The 18,871-nt window shown below is 44.2% G+C and carries 19 protein-coding genes; 10 read left to right on the top strand and 9 right to left on the bottom strand.

Going from position 1 to position 18,871, the window contains the following annotated elements; genetic code table 11:
* Positions 1-192 precede the first annotated feature (192 nt).
* Positions 193-438: a hypothetical protein gene (locus AC1DYT_RS05005; RefSeq protein WP_477468546.1), complete on the top strand. Its 246-nt coding sequence runs from the start codon at positions 193-195 to the stop codon at positions 436-438.
* Between the two features lie 371 nt (positions 439-809).
* On the opposite strand, the gene AC1DYT_RS05000 is transcribed toward AC1DYT_RS05005, so the two are convergent.
* Positions 810-1,133 (bottom strand): superinfection immunity protein, encoded by a 324-nt coding sequence (locus tag AC1DYT_RS05000; RefSeq protein WP_477468545.1) that lies wholly within the window; start codon positions 1,131-1,133, stop codon positions 810-812.
* A 523-nt stretch (positions 1,134-1,656) separates the two neighbouring features.
* Between AC1DYT_RS05000 and AC1DYT_RS04995 the strand changes: the two genes are divergently transcribed.
* From AC1DYT_RS04995 to AC1DYT_RS04955, 9 genes are all read left to right on the top strand, one after another.
* Complete coding sequence (locus AC1DYT_RS04995) at positions 1,657-1,971, top strand: STAS domain-containing protein (protein ID WP_477468544.1); 315 nt, start codon at positions 1,657-1,659, stop codon at positions 1,969-1,971.
* Positions 1,972-1,977: 6 nt separating this feature from the next.
* Entirely contained in the window at positions 1,978-2,343 is a 366-nt protein-coding gene (locus AC1DYT_RS04990) for a response regulator (protein ID WP_477468543.1), read from the top strand.
* Entirely contained in the window at positions 2,340-4,349 is a 2,010-nt protein-coding gene (locus AC1DYT_RS04985; RefSeq protein ID WP_477468542.1) for a chemotaxis protein CheA, read from the top strand. Before AC1DYT_RS04990 ends, AC1DYT_RS04985 begins: the two co-directional genes overlap by 4 nt.
* The gene (locus AC1DYT_RS04980) at positions 4,340-4,813 is read left to right on the top strand and encodes a chemotaxis protein CheW (protein WP_477459150.1); all 474 of its coding nucleotides are present in this window, start codon (positions 4,340-4,342) and stop codon (positions 4,811-4,813) included. Before AC1DYT_RS04985 ends, AC1DYT_RS04980 begins: the two co-directional genes overlap by 10 nt.
* Positions 4,814-4,827: 14 nt before the next feature.
* On the top strand, positions 4,828-6,387 hold the full coding sequence (locus AC1DYT_RS04975) for a HAMP domain-containing methyl-accepting chemotaxis protein (protein WP_477468541.1): 1,560 nt from the start codon (positions 4,828-4,830) through the stop codon (positions 6,385-6,387).
* 24 nt (positions 6,388-6,411) lie between these two features.
* Positions 6,412-8,061, top strand: a complete 1,650-nt coding sequence (locus tag AC1DYT_RS04970) for a methyl-accepting chemotaxis protein (RefSeq protein WP_477468540.1) — start codon at positions 6,412-6,414, stop codon at positions 8,059-8,061.
* A gap of 62 nt (positions 8,062-8,123) precedes the next feature.
* A complete protein-coding gene (locus tag AC1DYT_RS04965) occupies positions 8,124-8,942 on the top strand; it encodes a CheR family methyltransferase (protein WP_477468539.1) in 819 nt (272 codons plus the stop codon).
* Between the two features lie 155 nt (positions 8,943-9,097).
* Positions 9,098-9,445 carry a chemotaxis protein CheD gene (locus AC1DYT_RS04960; RefSeq protein WP_477468538.1) on the top strand — a complete coding sequence of 116 codons (348 nt, stop codon included), beginning with the start codon at positions 9,098-9,100 and terminating at the stop codon, positions 9,443-9,445.
* Positions 9,446-9,457: 12 nt separating this feature from the next.
* Positions 9,458-10,543, top strand: a complete 1,086-nt coding sequence (locus AC1DYT_RS04955; protein ID WP_477468537.1) for a protein-glutamate methylesterase/protein-glutamine glutaminase — start codon at positions 9,458-9,460, stop codon at positions 10,541-10,543.
* 191 nt (positions 10,544-10,734) lie between these two features.
* Here the strand turns inward: AC1DYT_RS04955 and AC1DYT_RS04950 are convergent, their stop codons facing one another.
* The 8 genes from AC1DYT_RS04950 to AC1DYT_RS04915 form a co-directional block, all read right to left on the bottom strand.
* Positions 10,735-11,502, bottom strand: coding sequence for a 3-keto-disaccharide hydrolase (locus AC1DYT_RS04950; RefSeq protein WP_477468536.1), 768 nt, complete (start codon positions 11,500-11,502; stop codon positions 10,735-10,737).
* Between the two features lie 29 nt (positions 11,503-11,531).
* Entirely contained in the window at positions 11,532-12,407 is an 876-nt protein-coding gene (locus AC1DYT_RS04945) for a sugar phosphate isomerase/epimerase family protein (protein ID WP_477468535.1), read from the bottom strand.
* 47 nt (positions 12,408-12,454) lie between these two features.
* Complete coding sequence (locus tag AC1DYT_RS04940; protein WP_477468534.1) at positions 12,455-13,339, bottom strand: hydroxypyruvate isomerase family protein; 885 nt, start codon at positions 13,337-13,339, stop codon at positions 12,455-12,457.
* Between the two features lie 5 nt (positions 13,340-13,344).
* A complete protein-coding gene (locus tag AC1DYT_RS04935) occupies positions 13,345-14,661 on the bottom strand; it encodes a nucleoside permease (protein ID WP_477468533.1) in 1,317 nt (438 codons plus the stop codon).
* Between the two features lie 130 nt (positions 14,662-14,791).
* Entirely contained in the window at positions 14,792-15,220 is a 429-nt protein-coding gene (locus AC1DYT_RS04930) for a c-type cytochrome (protein WP_477468532.1), read from the bottom strand.
* A 70-nt stretch (positions 15,221-15,290) separates the two neighbouring features.
* Positions 15,291-16,520, bottom strand: a complete 1,230-nt coding sequence (locus AC1DYT_RS04925; protein ID WP_477468531.1) for an MFS transporter — start codon at positions 16,518-16,520, stop codon at positions 15,291-15,293.
* Positions 16,521-16,568: 48 nt separating this feature from the next.
* Positions 16,569-17,621: a sugar phosphate isomerase/epimerase family protein gene (locus AC1DYT_RS04920; protein WP_477468530.1), complete on the bottom strand. Its 1,053-nt coding sequence runs from the start codon at positions 17,619-17,621 to the stop codon at positions 16,569-16,571.
* A 9-nt stretch (positions 17,622-17,630) separates the two neighbouring features.
* Positions 17,631-18,800, bottom strand: coding sequence for a Gfo/Idh/MocA family protein (locus AC1DYT_RS04915; protein ID WP_477468529.1), 1,170 nt, complete (start codon positions 18,798-18,800; stop codon positions 17,631-17,633).
* Positions 18,801-18,871 lie beyond the last annotated feature (71 nt).

The following is an 18,871-nucleotide window of genomic DNA, read 5'->3' as shown; positions in this document are numbered from 1 at the left end:
TAATAAACGGCTTATACGGCCTATTTACAAATAAGTTCAAAAGGTACAAAAAAGAAATCGACAATTGAACTTTTTTCTTAAGAAGAAAGTAGGGATGGTGAGTAGTTTGAAAAATAAACGGAAACCCACCAATGAACTAATGACCAATGACTCAATGACTAAACAAATGAACCAAAACGCTGTTATCCCCGCATGACGCCACATATAGCCACCGCCACTTTCGACGACCGCGACCACGCAAAGGATGCTTACGAATACTTACTGGGTAACGAATTCCTCGAAGGAGATATCGAGTTTGTACCCGCCGCCTATGGCCCGCAGGTAATTATGAATATCAACACCGAGAACGAACGCCTTGCCCAGGAAGCAGTAGACGTGCTGCGGAACTATGGCGGGATGGATATCAGTTGGTATGAGGTAGGGGCTTACACGCCGTAACACCGGGCCGTTTGAGCGGTATTCTTGTCCAAGCTTATACTACGCAAGCGCGTTTGTTCAGTGTTCATGAACACACTGCGCCCGTTCGAAATTTTTACTAACTAATTGATTTATTGAATATTATAATATTATTATCAATCAATCCGTAGCTAAATAGCTGATTTATTGATAGTTAAACTATTTTTTTAACTACCTGATTTACAATACATTAAATTCAAGCCGGGTGTTCACGCGTGAACATGGCATTCTAAGCCGATGTATGATCACTTCCTGGCTAATATGGCCGGCAGAAAACAAAGTACGAACCCCAGCACAAGCACTAAAAGCATTCCAATGATTTCCGGTTCACCTCCGTTCATCAGTGATTAAATTTAGGATAACAATCTCCTCTTCTCCGTTTCGAACTCCTTTTGTGTAAGTACCCCATCGCTGTGCAGTTTGGCTAATTTGGCCAGTTCATCAGCTGTACTTTTTAATTGCGGCGCAGACGGCGTCCTTTTAAGGTAAACCGGCAACACCTCTTTAGATAGGGCCCTCCTTAACGCGATAACCCACCCAATCAGCGTCCAACCTAAAAGCAAGTTTAAGCGGAATATAGACCTGGAATTATTTTTTCGCCTGCCTATTATTGCCGGGAGAAAGTAAACTGGAAACGCAATGATTATGAGGTTTAGTTGAGTTGTTCCGAAGCCCATCTTGTGCAAAGATTAGGTTTGTAGTTTATTTTATCGAGTAGATAAATTAAGGCTTTTTGTTGAATTGGGTTCGGCTGAAATACTACCTGATAATCATTAAGTATCTAAACCTCGCGCCTTGCAAAGGAAGCGGTGGGTGTATTGCGGAAATACAATTGGTTGTGATTAGCTGGTATTAGGCGGTAGCGTGACATCCAGGGGCACGCGCCACAGGCGCATGCCGGCAAGAGACAGGTACCTTTTTGTTGAACACCTGATTCATGAATCAGGTGTACGTAAGGTGCTCGGGCACACATAGGCGCGCACCACGCACCATTGTGTTAAGATTTTAGATAGTAAAGTCAATGGGGCATTCAACTGCCTCGAGTAAGTAAGACTTGCTTCGAGTGATAATTACTTGAACACAGCCTGAAGATTCCCGACTGAAAGCCCTGCTACATTCAGATATATTTTATCATTAACAACTTTTTTGATTAACTGTACGTAAAAAATGCGAATATTCTAATTAAATAAAATTGATTTTATGAAGCAAACTTCTATTAAAAATAGATTAACAGAAAATCAAAATATACAAACGGTGATAGAGCGTGATCTGATAATCAGAGATGCTATAAAAATAAAAGAAGAACTATTAAACCTTCTCAGAGATCATCGCAATGCCACAATACATTTCAAAAATATTGAGAGAATTGATGTAGCAGGATTACAATTGCTGGTAGCTCTATCCAAAAGCGCTTCTAAAGAGGGAGTGTTTGTCAAATACATTTTCGAAGAAACTGAGTACATCACTAATGTTTTAAGTACGTCCGGATTTAATAAATTCTTTTCTATCCAATAGTTTGAAATGAGCAAGACTGTTTTATTAGTAGATGATTCAGATATGGTTATAAGGGTAATCAGCTTTATACTTAAAAATGCGGGCTACACTATTTTAACCGGCTGCGATGGCGATGATGCTTTATCTCATTTTGATGGTAAAAACATTGATCTGGTAATTACTGATTTAAATATGCCTAATAAAGACGGTCTGCAACTCATTAACGAAATCAGGAATATGCACTACTACAGGTTTTTACCTGTGGTGTTATTTGTTTCGGATAGCTCGATGAACATACAGGACTATATCAAAACCTCCGGAGCAACCATGTTATTAGACAAAGATTCTATTAAAGAAAAATTGGTTTCGACAGTTAAAAAAATGATAGGATGATGGACCAATACCAACAAAACTTTAGCGATGACGCCATGGAAGTGATAGCCGACATGGAAAAGAGCTTGCTTTTAATGGAAACCAGCCCCGGCGACCCTGCACTAATACAACAGGTTTTCAGGGCTATGCATACATTAAAAGGGAATAGTTCGATGTTTGGTTTTAAAGTAATTACAGAATTTACCCACCACCTTGAATCTATTTACGAGCACGTACGCAGCGGGCAAAAAAAAATTACTAAAGAAATTATTGATATCACGCTCGATTCGCTTGACCACTTAACTCACCTGGCCAAAAACGAAGGTGAGTTAGATGTTCAGCATCAAAAAACACACGATAACCTCACGGCAAGAGTAGTAAAAATTTTAAAGGATATTTTGGCCGAAGTAAACACCGAAAGCAATACACTTGCCCCGGCTTCCGAGACAGTAGCAAGTGAAAATAACGCGTTAAAAAATTACCATATCATTTTTGCACCCGATAAAGAGATATTTTATAACGGAACTAATCCTGTTTACCTGTTAGAGGAATTGCAAACACTTGGTAACTGCACTGTTATTCCAAATATTGAAGGTATCCCTCCGCTGGAGGATATTGAGCCCACATATTGTTATACTTCATGGGATATTTTCCTGGCCACCAACGTTAGTATTGACACCATCAGGGAGGTGTTCGTTTTTGTTGAGGGCAGGTGTAAACTGGAAATAAATTTAATACCCCACATCGAAGAAGGCCTGCCGCGGCAAAATGAAAGCGCAAGTTATCATGAAGAAATTATCAAAGATATTTTGCCACAAGTTTCAAAAACGGCAATTGCAGAACCCGCCAAAAAAAATGTAATATCCAGTATCAGGGTACCCTCAGAAAGATTGGACAGCCTGATGAGCCTTGTAAGCGAGTTAATGACTTTACAGGCCAAACTTGGCACACTCACCGATCAAAACCCACAATCGGAGTTATTGGCAGTTAACGAAAATCTTGAAAAAATATCAACCAGGCTAAGGGATAATGCATTCAGCATGTGCCTTGTACCCATTAAAAATATGCTTACGCCGTTTAACCGACTGGTGCGTGATTTGGCAAACGAGTTAAATAAAGAAATAGATTTTGTTACCGAAGGAACTGATACAGAACTGGATAAAAATATTATGGAAGGTCTGTCAGATCCGATAATGCACCTGCTTCGAAACAGTATCGATCACGGAATTGAGTACCCTGATGAAAGAGCCAAAGCAGGGAAAAAAAGGCATGGCAAAATTTTGTTTAAGGCATTTTGCGCCGGGGTTAATGTGTATATCGAAATCCAGGATGATGGAAAAGGCATTGATGCGCAAAGAATAAGGGAAAAGGCGATACAAAAAGGCATTATTGGTAAAGATGAAGTATTGAGCGAAAAAGAAATTTTCAACCTTATTTTCCTTCCGGGATTTTCAACAGCAGAGCAGGTTAGCGAAATTTCGGGCCGTGGTGTTGGGATGGACGTTGTAAAACGCAGAATCGAAGATATAAGAGGGCAGATCAAAATCACTTCGCAACTCAACATCGGTACAACCATTACCATAAAATTACCCATTACGGTATCTATCATCGACGGCCTGTTGGTAAAAATCAACGATGTTTCGTTTGTAATTCCGTTGGCCGCTGTCGATCGTTGCTTTGAAGCGCCCGCTGTACAGCAATTAAACCGCTTCAATAACCTGATTGTGCTTGATGGCGAACAAATTCCTTTCATCAGCTTAAGCGAAGAATTTGATGGTAAAGAAAACCTATCGGGTTCGCAGGAAATTGTGCTGGTTTACTACGATGAAAAAAGGGTTGCACTAATTGTGGACAGCATCGTAGGTAAATTTCAGGCGGTGCTTAAACCCCTCGGAAGATATTTTCAAAACATGGACAATATTTCGGGGGCAACCATACTTGGAGATGGTAAAATTGCCCTTGTATTAGATACCAATAAAGTTGCCGAACAATACTTACACCAGAAACGCCTTGCTATATGTCAATAAAACTGCAAACACAATCGTACTTAACGTTTAAGCTTCAAAACGAGCTTTTTGCCATCAACGTAGGCGACGTATTAGAAATTTTAGAAATGAGCCCTATAACTAAAGTGCCCAAATCACCGGCATTTATGAAAGGGGTAATTAACTTAAGAGGCAATATTTTGCCCGTAATAGACGCCCGCAACAAATTTGCCATGCCCGATGCCGAATTTACGATTGATACCTGCATCGTGGTATTGAATATTGATAGCGGAAAAGAGCCCTTATTGGTAGGTGCTATTGTTGACTCGGTACAAAAGGTAATTGATATTCCGGATGAGGATATCCAGGTTTCGGCAAGCATGGGGGCCATGTACCGCGAAGATTTCATCACAGGGATTGGAAAAGTAGAGGACAATTTTGTGATGATATTAAATATCGACAAAGTTTTTTCGGCCGACGATGTGTATGCCATTACTGAAAGTTAATATTTAAACATAAAATGATTTTACAGAACATAAAAGTTTCAACCAAACTTTACATGCTGGTTGGCGTCCTGTTCCTCACTATAGGGGCAATTGGCATTAATGGAGAGCTTAATTTAAAAGAGGTAAACGGATCGCTTCAAACTGTGTTTGAAGACCGTGTAATGTCCCTTAAATCATTAAAAGTTGTTTCGGATATGTACCTGATCAACATCAAGGGGGTTTGTCAGCAAATAAAAGATGGCAGCATTGATTTAAAAACAGGTAAAAAGAAAATCATCAGGGCGCAGAAAGAAATTAAGACAAATTGGGCTGCTTTTGTAGCTAACGATTCTATCCCCGAAGAAAAAAAATTATCAGATCAAACCGAAGAGTTAATGGCCAATGCCGACGAATCGATTGAGTCTCTTAAAGTAATACTGGACAAAGAAGATAAACAAGCACTCGCAGCTTTTGCTGTTAGCGACGTGAACCCAAAAGTTGATTCCATCCTGAATAATGTAAACACGCTGGTTGATATCCAGGTTTCGGTATCCAACCAGGAATATAACAATGGCCAGCAGGTGTATGCAACTGCCAAAACCCATTCCTATATCGTTATATTCTCAGGAATAGCCATTTCATTGTTGCTGGCCTTCTTTATCATTAGAAACATCAATAGCATTGTTGCAAAGCTTAAAGACCTTGTTTCTTACGCCCAGGTAGCGTCAGAAAATATATCATCGGCCAGTTCGCAAATGAGTTCATCGGCACAGCAAATGTCTGAAGGCGCCACAGAACAGGCGGCATCGGCCGAGGAGGTTTCGTCGTCAATGGAAGAAATCGTATCCAGCATACAGCAAAACACCGAAAATGCCTTACAAACCGAAAAAATTGCTTTAAAAGTTGTTGAAGACATTGTTGAAGGCAACAAGGCGGTTAACATTACCGTACAATCCATGAAAGAGATTGCCGAGCGGATTTCAATTATTGGTGATATTGCCCGTCAAACCAATCTTTTGGCTTTAAATGCCGCTGTTGAAGCCGCCAGGGCCGGAGACAACGGCAGGGGCTTTGCCGTTGTAGCTGCAGAGGTGAGGAAACTTGCCGAGCGTTGCCAGACGGCCGCTGTTGAAATTAATAACCTGTCTAAATCCGGCGTAACAATAGCCGAACGGTCAGGGAAGCTATTGGATATGATTGTGCCCGAAGTACAAAAAACCTGCAAGCTGGTACAGGAAATCAGTATTTCGAGTATGGAACAAAATACCGGCGCCAATGAAATTAATAACGCCTTACAGCAACTAAACCAGGTTATACAGCAAAATGCCGCTATATCCGAAGAGATGGCCGCAAGTTCCGAAGAACTTTCCGGCCAGGCAGATCAGTTGAAAGATATCGTAAATTTTGATATCGGAAACGATGTTAAATCGCATATAGAAATACGGCGTGCGCCGGTTAATAAACCATATCACAAAACCTTTGCCGCCACCAATTATCCAGCTAAAAAAAGACCAGTTAACGAACGTTTTCCAAAGGGCATCAACATAGATATGAACGGGAAAGACCCAATAGATGAAAGATACGAAAAATATTAAACCGAACTTAAACGATCAAATGTTATGAACAATATTAAAATATCGACAAAGTTATTTGTCATGGTTTTCCTTACCTCGTTTACCCTGGTGGCAATAGGTTTATATGGATTGAGCAATTTAAGCAATGTAAACGAATCGCTCGAGACGGTGTTTAAAGACCGGGTAGTATGCCTTAAACAGCTATCAACAATTAGTGATAGGTACACCCTCGATATTGAAGACGTTGCTCAAAAAATTAAAGATGGTGTAGTTAATTTCAAAACCGGTAAACGAAAAATTATCCGTGCCCAGGAAGAAATTAAGAACAATTGGAAAGCCTATATCGCTACCAACTTAACACCCGAAGAAAGAAAAATGGCTGTCCAAACCGAAGAATTAATGCGCAATTCGGATGAAACCATAGAGTCGCTGCATTCAATAATTGATAGTGAAGATAAAACAGCATTAGCCCCATTTACCATTAATGAGCTATATCCAAAAATAGACCCTATTATTAATAATATTAACGCGTTGATAGATATCCAGGTAGCAGTTTCTGAAGACGAATATAACAAAGGACAGGAATTATATTCAAATGCAAAAACCCACTCCTATCTCATTATATTATTTGGCATAGCTATTTCACTATCCATATCGTTACTCATCGTACATAGCATCCGAAAAGCAATCTTAAATGCAACCAATGTAGTATCAAAACTTGCCGAAGGTGATTTGACCGTTGATATTAACGTGGTTAGCAATAATGAGATAGGCCTTCTGCTCGAGGATTTGAAAGGGATGATCAATAAGTTTAAAAATGTGATCTCGTACGTAAACTCAGCTTCTGATAATATTGTGGCGGCAAGCCAGGAGTTGAGTTCGTCATCCCAGCAAATGTCTGAAGGCGCTACCGAACAGGCCGCTGCCACCGAGCAGGTTTCGTCGTCGATGGAAGAGATGGTGGCAAGCGTACAACAAAACACCAACAACGCCCATCAAACAGAAAAAATAGCGATCAAAGCCTCGGCCGATGCCCTGGACGGCAGTGTTGCAGTGAATGAAGCCGTTAGCTCGATGAAATTGATTGCCGAGAAAATTACCATTATAAGCGATATAGCCAGGCAAACAAACATACTTGCGCTTAACGCTGCCGTTGAGGCCGCACGGGCCGGCGACCAGGGCCGGGGCTTTGCCGTTGTTGCCGCCGAAGTACGGAAACTGGCAGAAAAATCGCAGGTTGCTGCAACGGAGATAAACGAGCTTTCAAAATCGAGCGTTACCATTGCCGAGAAATCGGGCAGGCTTTTGGGCGAAATTGTACCTAACATTCAGCATACCGCCAAACTGGTAGAAGAAATAAACGCTTCAAGCTCCGAACAAAATCTGGGCGCGGGGCAAATCAATAGCGCCTTACAGCAGCTTAACCAGGTTACCCAGCAAAATGCAGCAACCTCCGAAGAGATGGCTGCCAGCGCCGAAGAACTTTCATCCCAGGCCGACCAGCTAAAGGAAATTATTTCATTTTTCAGATTTGAAAACGGCTCAAAATACAAAGCGTCAATTGCTCAGCCTAACTCGTTAACAAGGCCCAGGAGGAATACAGCCAAAGTAAGCCATCTTCCAAAATACAAATCATCCTCAAACGGGGTTAGCTTGAACATGGATAGCCTTGATGCAGATTATGAAAAGTTTTAACATAATGTTTTGAGCTATCCGGCATGGTGTATTTTAACATTGATAGTTTTGATAATTCCAAAATGACCGACCTGGATTTTAACAGGTTAAGTACATTTATATATACCAATTATGGGATTAAGCTGCCGCCGTCAAAAAAAATAATGCTGGAGGGGCGTTTGCTTAAGCGGTTGCGCACCTTAAATATACCATCATATAAAAAATACTGCGAGTTTATATTCAGTAACGAAGGCCAGCGTTCTGAACTTATTCACATGATTGATGTGGTGACTACCAATAAAACCGATTTTTTCAGGGAATCTGTTCATTTTGATTATTTATCAAACAACATATTGCCCGAGATTTTTCGCGATTATTCCTCCGCAAAACCTTTTAAAGTATGGAGCGCGGGCTGCTCTACCGGCGAAGAGCCCTATACATTGGCCATGGTTTTAAGCCTGTTTGCCGAAACACATATGGGGTTTAGCTTTAATATCTGGGGTACCGATATTTCGAGCAGGGTTTTGCAGGCTGCGGCATTGGCGGTATATACCGAAGATAAAGTGACCCCTGTACCAATTGCTTTGAAACGCCAGTTCCTGCTTAAAAGTAAGGATGTGCATAACAAAACTGTGCGCATTGTACCCCAGCTGCGGGAAAAAGTAAAGTTTGGCCGTTTAAATTTTATCGACGAAGATTTTGGCGCGATCGCAAATTTCAATGTCATTTTTTGCCGCAATGTTTTGATTTATTTTGACAGGCCAACACAGGAAAAAGTGATCCTGAAGTTATGTTCGAAATTGGAGCCGGGAGGATATCTGTTCCTGGGCCATTCAGAATCGGTATCGAATATGAATTTACCATTAACGCAAATACGGCCCAACATTTTTAAAAGGAAATAAACAGCCACTATTATTTTATAATGGAGAGATATTATTTATACCCGGGATCGATTTTTGCGAGCAGAAAGCCTCACATTGTCGATACTATTTTGGGCTCGTGCGTAGCAGTGGCCCTTTGGGACCCCGTGTTGGAGTTTGGGAGTATTAACCACTATATGCTACCGCATTGGAATGGTGAAGGTACCCCATCAAATAAATATGGCGACGTAGCCATACCGGCTATTATTAATAAAATGCTTGCCTTAGGCAGCAACAAAAATAATTTAAAGGCCAAGGTATTCGGGGGCTGCGAAACAGGCACACCAAATGGCGTATTTCATATTGGCGAACGGAATATTGAGCTGGCTATTGAGGTATTAAAAAAGGAGCAAATACCGGTTTTAAGCCATAATGTTGGAGGATATCGCGGGCGGAAGGTTTTATTTTACTCGGAAAGTGGTAAGGTAATGATCAAATACATTAAGCAAAACTTTCCTGATCAACAGATAGATACCAAGGGCTAACACCTTACCAGTATGAAGAATAAAGTAAAAGTTCTTATTGTTGACGACTCTGCCATATTCAGGCAATTGCTGAGCAAAACTTTAAGCGCCGACCCGGCAATTGAAGTTATTGCCACAGCTGCTGATCCATATATTGCAGCAAGTAAAATGACCATGCAGGTACCGGATGTTATTACCCTTGATTTGGAAATGCCCCGCATGAATGGGATTACCTTTCTGAAAAAAATTATGTCACAGCACCCTATCCCGGTCATTATTATAACAGGGCGCACCGGCAGGGATATGGAAGTAACGCTTAAAGCATTGGAACACGGCGCTGTTGAGGTACTTTCAAAAGATATGTTTGATGAGCAGGCATTTACCGCCGAAGCCAGGGACAGGATTTGCGAAATTGTTAAATCGGCAGCACTTACCAAACTTGCCAGGAAATCCATTACCGAAAAACCATCGGTAGTACCCAAACTATCGGCCGATGCCGTACTGCAGTTTGTTAAACCTAAAAATCAAAGCATAATTAGCGATAAGGTAATTGCAGTAGGCGCATCTACAGGCGGCACCGAAGCAATAAGGATATTTTTGGAAGCGCTGCCTGTTGATATTCCGGGTATTGTAATAGTGCAGCACATGCCCGAAAATTTTACCCGCCTGTTTGCCGAACGCCTGAACAGTTTATGCAAAATTACCGTTAAGGAAGCAGAAGATGGGGATTTGGTTAAACCCGGCACAGCGTTAATAGCACCCGGTAACCGCCATCTTTTACTTAAACGGAGAGGATCTCAATATTATGTTGAGTTGAGTGATAGTCCGCTGGTAAACCGCCATCGTCCGGCTGTGGATGTATTGTTCCGCTCTACCGCTATTTATGCCGGGCAAAATGGCATCGGAATAATTTTAACGGGCATGGGCGACGATGGCGCACGGGGCCTCCTTGAAATAAAACAAGCCGGCGGAAGGACCATAGCACAGGATGAAAGTTCTTGTGTTGTTTTCGGCATGCCAAAAGAAGCTATTATGCTGAATGCCGCCGATAAGGTTTTACCATTAAAAGAAATTTCAAGGTATGTTGTTCAATTGGCTTCTACCGTAAGATATATTTAACATCTTATTAGCTTTTGCGGCATTAACGCACGCCATTTTGTGTATTACGTTGCCTATATTGATGGCTACTATGTGGCAAAACCCACCCCTGCCTTTGCGCTCAACTCCCACCGCACCCCCTCCCGAGAGGGGAATAAAAAAGCCGGCTTTCTTTGGAGAAAGCCGGCTCAACATTTTATAGTCAGCGAGTATTACAACTCCCTCACCCAGATATTCCTGAAGCTTAGCGGTTCGCTTTTGTCGCCGTGGGCTTGCAGTTTGATTGGGCTTGGGCCGTGGGCTGCGCGGTAGCCGGGTGCGCCGATGTATTGGGTTGGGCCCAGCAGCTCGATGTTGTTCTCTACCAGTACGCCGTTGAATAATACGGTTACGCGGGCAGGGGTTTTTACTTTGTCGCCATCGAAGGTTGGGGCGGTCCAGATCACGTCGTAGGTGTTCCAAACGCCGGGGGGCTTGGTTGGGTTGGCCAGCGGGATAATCTGTTTGTATATACTGCCCGCCATGCCGTTTACGTAGGTTTCGTTCTTGTACGAATCAAGCACCTGCAGTTCGTAACCCAAATCGCCTTTGCCTATCGAAGCTAAGAATACGCCGCTATTGCCGCGGGCCTGTCCGCTGCCGGTGATGCTGGCGGGTACCTTCCACTCGATGTGCAGCTGGTAATTGCCAAATTTGCGCTTGGTTTCGATGTTGCCGGTTGCTTTATTTACGGTAAGCACATCGCCATCAACGGTCCATTTGGCGGGGGTGCCGCTGGCTACGTCTACCCATTCGTCCAGGTTTTTACCGTCGAACAGGACGATGGCATCAGATGGGGCATCGCTGGTGGTTTTGCCGGCGGTAACTACTTTGGGAACCGGGGTCCATTTCTCGGTATCCTCGGGCTTTGCGCCTGTTTGGGCGTTGGCCGCAACTACACTGCCCATAAGCAATGCGGTTAATATTAGTTGCTGTTTCATATAAATGTGAGATAATTTATGCGCCTTAATTAAGCTTTCAGCAGCGTTTTTACGTAAGCGCTGCTTTGGGCTATGCTCTTGTATGGGTCGATATTGGTAAAGTTCTCCTGCTCTACAATAAAGTGCTTTATGCCGCCCAGTTTAGCCTGACCAAGTATGGCTTTAAAATCGATGGTGCCGGTGCCAATCTCGGTGTTTAGCTCGTGATTGGTTTTATCCATATCCTTAATATGCACAAAGGTAAAACGGCCCGGGTGTTTCTTGAAAATCTCCAACGGATTGTAACCGGCGCGTACTACCCAGTACAGGTCCATCTCCATGTTTACCAGCTTAGGGTCGGTATCGTTCAAAATGGTATCGTAAAAAGTGGTGCCTTCGGTTTCTTTCCACTCAAAGTTGTGGTTGTGGTAACCCAGTTTCAGGCCCTGTGGTTTCAATATCTCGGCTATCTTATTCATTTTTTCAGATACGCCTTTGAAATCGGCAGCTGTTTTGATGAATTCGTGGTTGATGCCGGGGATGATGATATAGGTTTGGCCGGTTGCATGCGCGCTCTCGATATAGCTGTTCAGCTGATCCATTTTGCCGGTACCGAAGTATTCGTCCAGGCCGTAGTGACCGCTTGGAGTAGTGAGGCCATTAGCCTTCAGCAGGGAGCTGAAATCCTTTGCGCTCAGGCCCCAAAAACCGCCTTGTTTAGAGTAGCCGAAAGTCTCAACTTCCGAGTAGCCAGCCTTGGCGATGTTGGCTATGGTGCCTTTTACGTCTTTAGGTAGTTGATCGCGCAAGCTATATAATTGCAGGCCTACGCCTTTTTTGCCTTTTGCCGATAGTAGTTGCGGCGCCAGCATCAAAGCTGCCGAAGCCATGCCCGCCTGGGCCAAAAAATTCCGTCTGGTTGTCATTTATTTAGTTTATAAGTAGTGCTAAGACCTGTGCTGCCGCCAATGGTTTAAACGTCGCAAATGTGCACGGCTGTTTTAAGCGAGGCCAGCTTGTCTTTGTATTTAGGAATAAATTCCTGCGCCACGAAGCCCTTGTGGCCCGTTTCTACTATGGCTTTCATAATAGCCGGGTAGTAAAGTTCCTGCGTATCGTCTATCTCGTTACGGCCGGGTACGCCACCTGTATGGTAGTGGGCGATGTACTTATTGTAGGCGCGGATGTTGCGTATCACGTCGCCCTCGTCTATTTGCATGTGGTAAATATCGTACAGCAGCTTAAAGTTTTCGCTTCCGATGCGTTTGCAAAGCTCGGCGCCCCACTCTACCCTATCGCACTGATAATCTTTGTGGTCGATCTTGCTGTTCAGCAGCTCCATTACCAGTATTATACCGTGTTTTTCGGCAAGGGCAACCATCGGTTTCAGACCCTCTACGCAGTTGCTCCATCCCTCCTCGTCGGTTTTACCGCGTCGGCTGCCGCTAAAGCAAATGAGGTTTTTGTAACCTGCTTCGGCTACTTTGGGTATCATGTCGGTATAGCGCTTTTGCAATTCGGCATGGTACACTTTATCGGCGAAACCATCGGTTAAGTTTATTTCGGCACCGTTGCACATGCTGGAGACCAAGCCATATTTCTTCAATGTAGGCCAGTCGCCGGGGCCAACCAGGTCTATACCTTTTATGCCGATATCTACAGCGGCGGCGCAAAGGTTTTCTACCGAAATATCGCCGTAACACCAGCGGCACACCGCGTGGTTGATGTTTCCTTTCAATTTATCAGTCATTGGTTCTTTTGCATCAGTTGTAAAAGATGATAATACGCCCGATGCGCCTATGGCGGCGGTACCGGTAATGAGGCCTTTGATGGCCGTACGTCTGTTTGGGTTTGTCATGGTTATTATACTTCTAAACGCCCTTTTGGTTCGCCATCAATTTCTAACGAAGGGCTGGTTTGTATTTGGTTTTTATCTTTAAAGAAGAGCAGGAACACTATTAAAACTACCGCAGCAATACCACCCGGAATAAGCCAGATAGTTTGCCAGTTGTGTGACGTTGCGGATGTTTTCCAATGACCTACAATAGGCCCTGAAATATACGAACCTATAAGCATACCCACGCCGTAGGTAGCAAGGGTGATGAAACCCTGTGCAGCACTCTTAAAGCGTTCGCCTGCCAAATTATCGGTGTATATCTGCCCGGTTACAAAAAAGAAATCGTAACATATGCCATGCAGCACAATACCGGCAATAAGCATCCAGTAGTTAGAGTCGACGTTGCCATACGCAAAAAATATGTATCGCAACACCCAGGCCAGCATACCTACTGCCAACATTTTCTTAACGCCAAGGCGGATAAAGAACAACGGCATTAATGCCATAAATGCCAACTCCGACATTTGCCCAAAAGATTGCTTTGAAGCAGCTTCGTTCATACCCACTTCATTGAGGAAAGGGTTGGTAAAATTGTAGTAAAACGCCAGCGGTATGCAAATTGCCACCGAAGAAAGGAAAAACACCAGGTATGATTTATTTTTTAACAGCCCGATGGATTCTAAACCCATTATATCGCTTAAACTGGTCTTCTGCCCTTTTTTTGCCGGAGGTGTTGAGGGAAGCGTAAAGCTAAGCAAGCCCAGTATCAGCGAAGCTACGGCCGCTGTTTTAAAAGTTAACATCAATGTACCGCCAGCCAATGAATTTGAAAGGCCGCCGCCTATGATAGAACTAAACGTTGCATTTAAGGTACCGCCTTTCTCCCAGCCTAACCAGCCAATGAATAAACCAATAACTATCCAGCCTGCCGTACCAAACACCCTTATAGGCGGAAACTCCTTGCTTGGGTTTGTCATTTGCTTAAATGATACCGAGTTTACCAATGCCAGTGTAGGCATATAAACGATCATGTAAGCAAAAATTGCGGGTAAAAATGCGCTGAAATTTGTGATAGTGGTTATGTAATATAAAATGGCGGCACCGGTTAGATGAAGCACACCTAATACCTTTTGGGCAGAAAAAAAACGATCGGCAATGAGGCCGATAATAAATGGCGCTATAATAGCCCCCCACGACTGGCTCGAATAAGCATTGGCGTTTTGCACGTCGGTTGCCTTTAACGTATTCGCCAGATAAGTACCCATTGTTACGAACCATGCGCCCCAAATAAAAAACTGGAGAAACATCATGGCAGATAACTTAACACGGATGGTTAAGTTCATAATTAAATCGGTTTATGTAGGACAAGAAGCACGGGCAAATTACCCGGTATAGTAATACAGAAAAATTACGCCGGATGCCCGATATAACGCGGGCATCCGGCATAAATGTAGTAGGTTAACGCAGGCCGGTTTATTTAACCGATAGGATATACGTTACCATTTCTTTAGCATCTTCTAAAGAAATCGCCGGGTGCGGGCTCATCGCAATATCGCCCCAGCTGCCGCTGCCGCCGGCAATAACTTTCTTAGCCAGTTTCTCGGTATCGGCCGGGGTATATTTCTTCGCGATATCGGCAAACGACGGGCCTACTATCTTCTGGTGCTCTTTATGGCAAGTAGTGCAATCTGCGCCGGCAATTAAGCTTGCGCCTTTGCCTGCAGGTGCCGCAGTAGTGCCGGTTTTGTTGGTTGCAGTATCTGCATTAGGCTGTGCCGCTGTAGCAGTTTGGTTGGCTGCCGTAGTGCTGCCGGTATCGCTGCCATCGCCTTCGCCGGGTTTGCTGCCGCCGCAAGCTGCGATTACTAAACTGATACCTAAAACAATAAATACTTTTTTCATGGGGTGTTATATTACAGAATTAAAACTTCCGGGAAAAATACGTTTTTTCAACGGAAAACGAACTTCTTTTTTAAACTACCGGGTCTTTTATCGTCTGCGTTTTATGCATGCTGCGCATGTATATCACCAGGCCCGCAAAAGCTACTATCAATACGATGGGTATTACCAGCGTTGCCTGCAATACCATTACGCCTGCTTTGGTATTATCGCCTGCTGCCGCTTTAACAATATCATCATAATATTTACCCATAAATATGGTGTATATAGATACCGCGAACATACCCGCGCCACCCATCAGGTTGAGTCCTAAAGCGCCTGTTTTGGGCAGATTGGTGTTTACGAAACCCAGCATCATCGGCCAGAAGAAGCAAACGCCCATACCGAATATGATAGCCGCTAAAAATAGGGTGTTGCCCGATTGTGTACTTAATAAGTATAGGCCAAGCGCTGCAAGTATGGTTGAAAACAATAGCACGGTTTGAGGTGTGAACTGCTTCAAAATCGGCTTAGCAAACGCGCGGCCAACCACCATGATACCAGTTTCCAGCGTAAGCAGAAGGATGGCGTTGCTGCTCACGTTCTTCAGCAATACATCTATCCATTGCCCGGTAAACAGCTCGGTAATACCGGTACCCAGCATGCATATCATCATGAAAATGAACAGCGGATTAAGCAGTGCCCTGTACATACCGGCCATACTTACGCCTGATGCCACGCGTTCGGTAACCGGGAAATCGAGTTTAGAAAACAGGTAACCATAGATAAGGGTGGGGACAAGCATAGTGCCCACCTGTATCTGCCAGCCAAAGCCGAATTTGCTAAACAAGGTAACCAGAAGCGTACCTATTACGATACCGCCCGGGAACCACAAGTGGAAATGGCTCAGTTTGGTGGTTTTTTCTTCGGTATAAAGCGAAGTTACCAGGGGGTTACAAGCTGCTTCTACAGTGCCGTTAGCTAAACCTACAAGCAAGGTAGATAGGAATAAGGCCCAGTAAGGACTTGGGAAATACGGCGCACAAATGGTCAATACGATACCTAGCAAATGGAACACGAAAGCCAAAACAAGCAACTTTTTCATACCGATGATATCAACGATAACGCCGCCGAATATCATGGCCAAAGGGAAGCCCCAAAATGCTGTTGCGGTGATGGTGCCAAGTTGCGCTTTATCAAGGTTAAAATCTACCCCAAGTTTATTTAAGATACCCGCGCGGATACCGAATGATAATGAGGTTACCAGCAAGGCCAGGCAACTCGCCCGGAATAACTGTGTACGGTTAATTGTAGTAGTGGCCATTTTTTTAATTAGGTTTTTGGGGTTGATTGGTTTAAATTCTTCTCAATTTTATAAGCCGATAAGCTTACGGTTAAAAGCTTCGTCGGAGCCGGAGGCTGCGAAATCATCGAAAGTACGGTCGGTAACGCGGATAATGTGATCCTTGATAAACTGCGCGCCTTCTCTCGCGCCGTCTTCGGGGTGTTTTAATGCACATTCCCATTCCAGCACTGCCCAGCCTTTATAATCGTATTGGGTTAATTTGCTGAATATGGCTTTAAAATCTACCTGCCCATCGCCCAATGAGCGGAAACGGCCTGCGCGGTTTATCCAGTCCTGGTAGCCGCCGTAAACGCCCTGCCTGCCGGTAGGGTTAAATTCGGCATCCTTTACGTGGAACATTTTGATGCGCTCGTGGTAAATATCAATATACTCCAAATAATCTAATGCCTGCAGCACAAAATGCGATGGATCGTAAAGCAAATTAGCACGTTTGTGGTTGTTTACTTTCTCCAGGAACATTTCGTAAGTGATACCGTCGTGCAGGTCCTCGCCCGGGTGTATCTCGTAGCAAAGGTCTACCCCGTTCTCGTCGAAAACGTTCAGGATAGGTTCCCAGCGTTTGGCCAGTTCGGTAAAGGCGGTATTAACCAAACCTGCAGGGCGTTGCGGCCATGGGTAAACGGTTTGCCATATCAGCGCGCCGCTAAAGGTAACGTGCGCGTTGAGGCCCAGGTTCTGCGATGCCTTGGCAGCGTATTTCAGTTGCTGCACCGCCCATTTCTGCCTTTCGGCGGGGTTGTTCTTCACGGCATCCGGCGCAAAAGCGTCGAACAATGAATCGTAAGCCGGGTTTACGGCAACCAGCTGACCCTGTAAGTGGGTAGATAGCTCGGTAATTTCTAAACCGGCAGCGTTTACGATGCCCTTTATTTCGTCAGCATAGGTTTTGCTCACAGCTGCTTTTTGCAGGTCGATAAAGCGCGCGTCGTTAGTAGGTAATTGTACGCCTTTGTAGCCAAGCCCTGCTGCCCATTTACAGATGGAGCTTAGATCGTTGAAAGGCGCGTCGTTGCCTATAAACTGCGCTAAAAATATTGCCGGCCCTTTTATAGTGTTCATGTGGTAGTATTAGATAACGTAATCGGTCCATTTTTGGTCGCTGTTGTTAGAAGCCACCACGTTATTGATAAATGCCATGCCGCGGATACCATCGTCTATCGACGGGAAATCGAGCCACTCGGCCTTAGGCTCTACGCCTTCTATCTTGGCGCTCAATGCCAAAGCGAAGTTGCGGTACAGGTTACCGAATGCCTCCAGGTAGCCTTCTGGGTGGCCACCAGGTGTGCGGCAGTTTGATGTCGCAAAGCTCGAAAGCCTATCGGTATAGCCGCTGCCTGCGCGTAAAATTTGAGCCGGTTTATCGCTCCATTTTACAATTAGGGTGTTAGGCTCCTGCTGTTGCCATTCCAAGCCACCATTTTCGCAGTAAACGCGTATTTTCAATGCATTCTCTTCACCCGCAGCAATTTGCGATGCGGTTAAAGTGCCGGTAACGCTATCCTCGAAACGCAGCAGTACCGCGCCATCATCATCCAACATACGGCCATCTACTACGATATTAAGCGAAGCATTCAACTGGGTGATTTTTTTGCCCGAGATATATTCTGCCAGGTGCGCAGCGTGGGTACCTATATCGCCCATACAACCGCTCTTACCCGATTTGGATGGGTCGGTACGCCATGAGGCTTGTGCATTGCCTTCGCGCTCGGATAAGCGATTTAGCCAGCCCTGTATATACTCTACATATATCTTGCGCACTTTACCAAGCGAGCCCTCTTTAATAATTTGCCTGGCTTCTTTTACCATAGGGTAACCGGCGTAGGTATGAGTAAGCAGCAGCATCAGGCCGGTTTCTTCCACTTTTTCTTTCAGCTTAAGGGCTTCCTCGAGCGTAAAGGTTACCGGTTTTTCTACCACCACGTTGTAACCGTTGTCCAAAGCTGCCATTGCCGGGGCAAAGTGGGCAAAGTTTGGTGTAACAATGGTTACAAAATCCATGCGTTTATCGGCAGGCACATTGGCCTCACCTTTAAACATCTCATCGAAGGTGTTGTAGATACGGCTTTCGTCAAGGAAAAGCATTTGGCCGCTTTCCTGCGCTACAGCAGGGTTTATGCTAAGCGCGCCGGCAACCAGTTCAATTTGGCCATCCATATTGGCGGCAATGCGGTGTATGGCACCGATGAAGGCATCTTTGCCGCCACCTATCATGCCCATGCGCAATTTTCTTTTACTCATATGTATTGTTGTAGATAAGCAATTTAAGCCCACCCGCTGCTATTGCAGAGGTGGGCTTAAAAGTATTAATT

The sequence above is a fragment of the Mucilaginibacter sp. P1_D10 genome (assembly GCF_056406215.1).
This window is presented reverse-complemented; position numbering and strand designations above follow the sequence as displayed.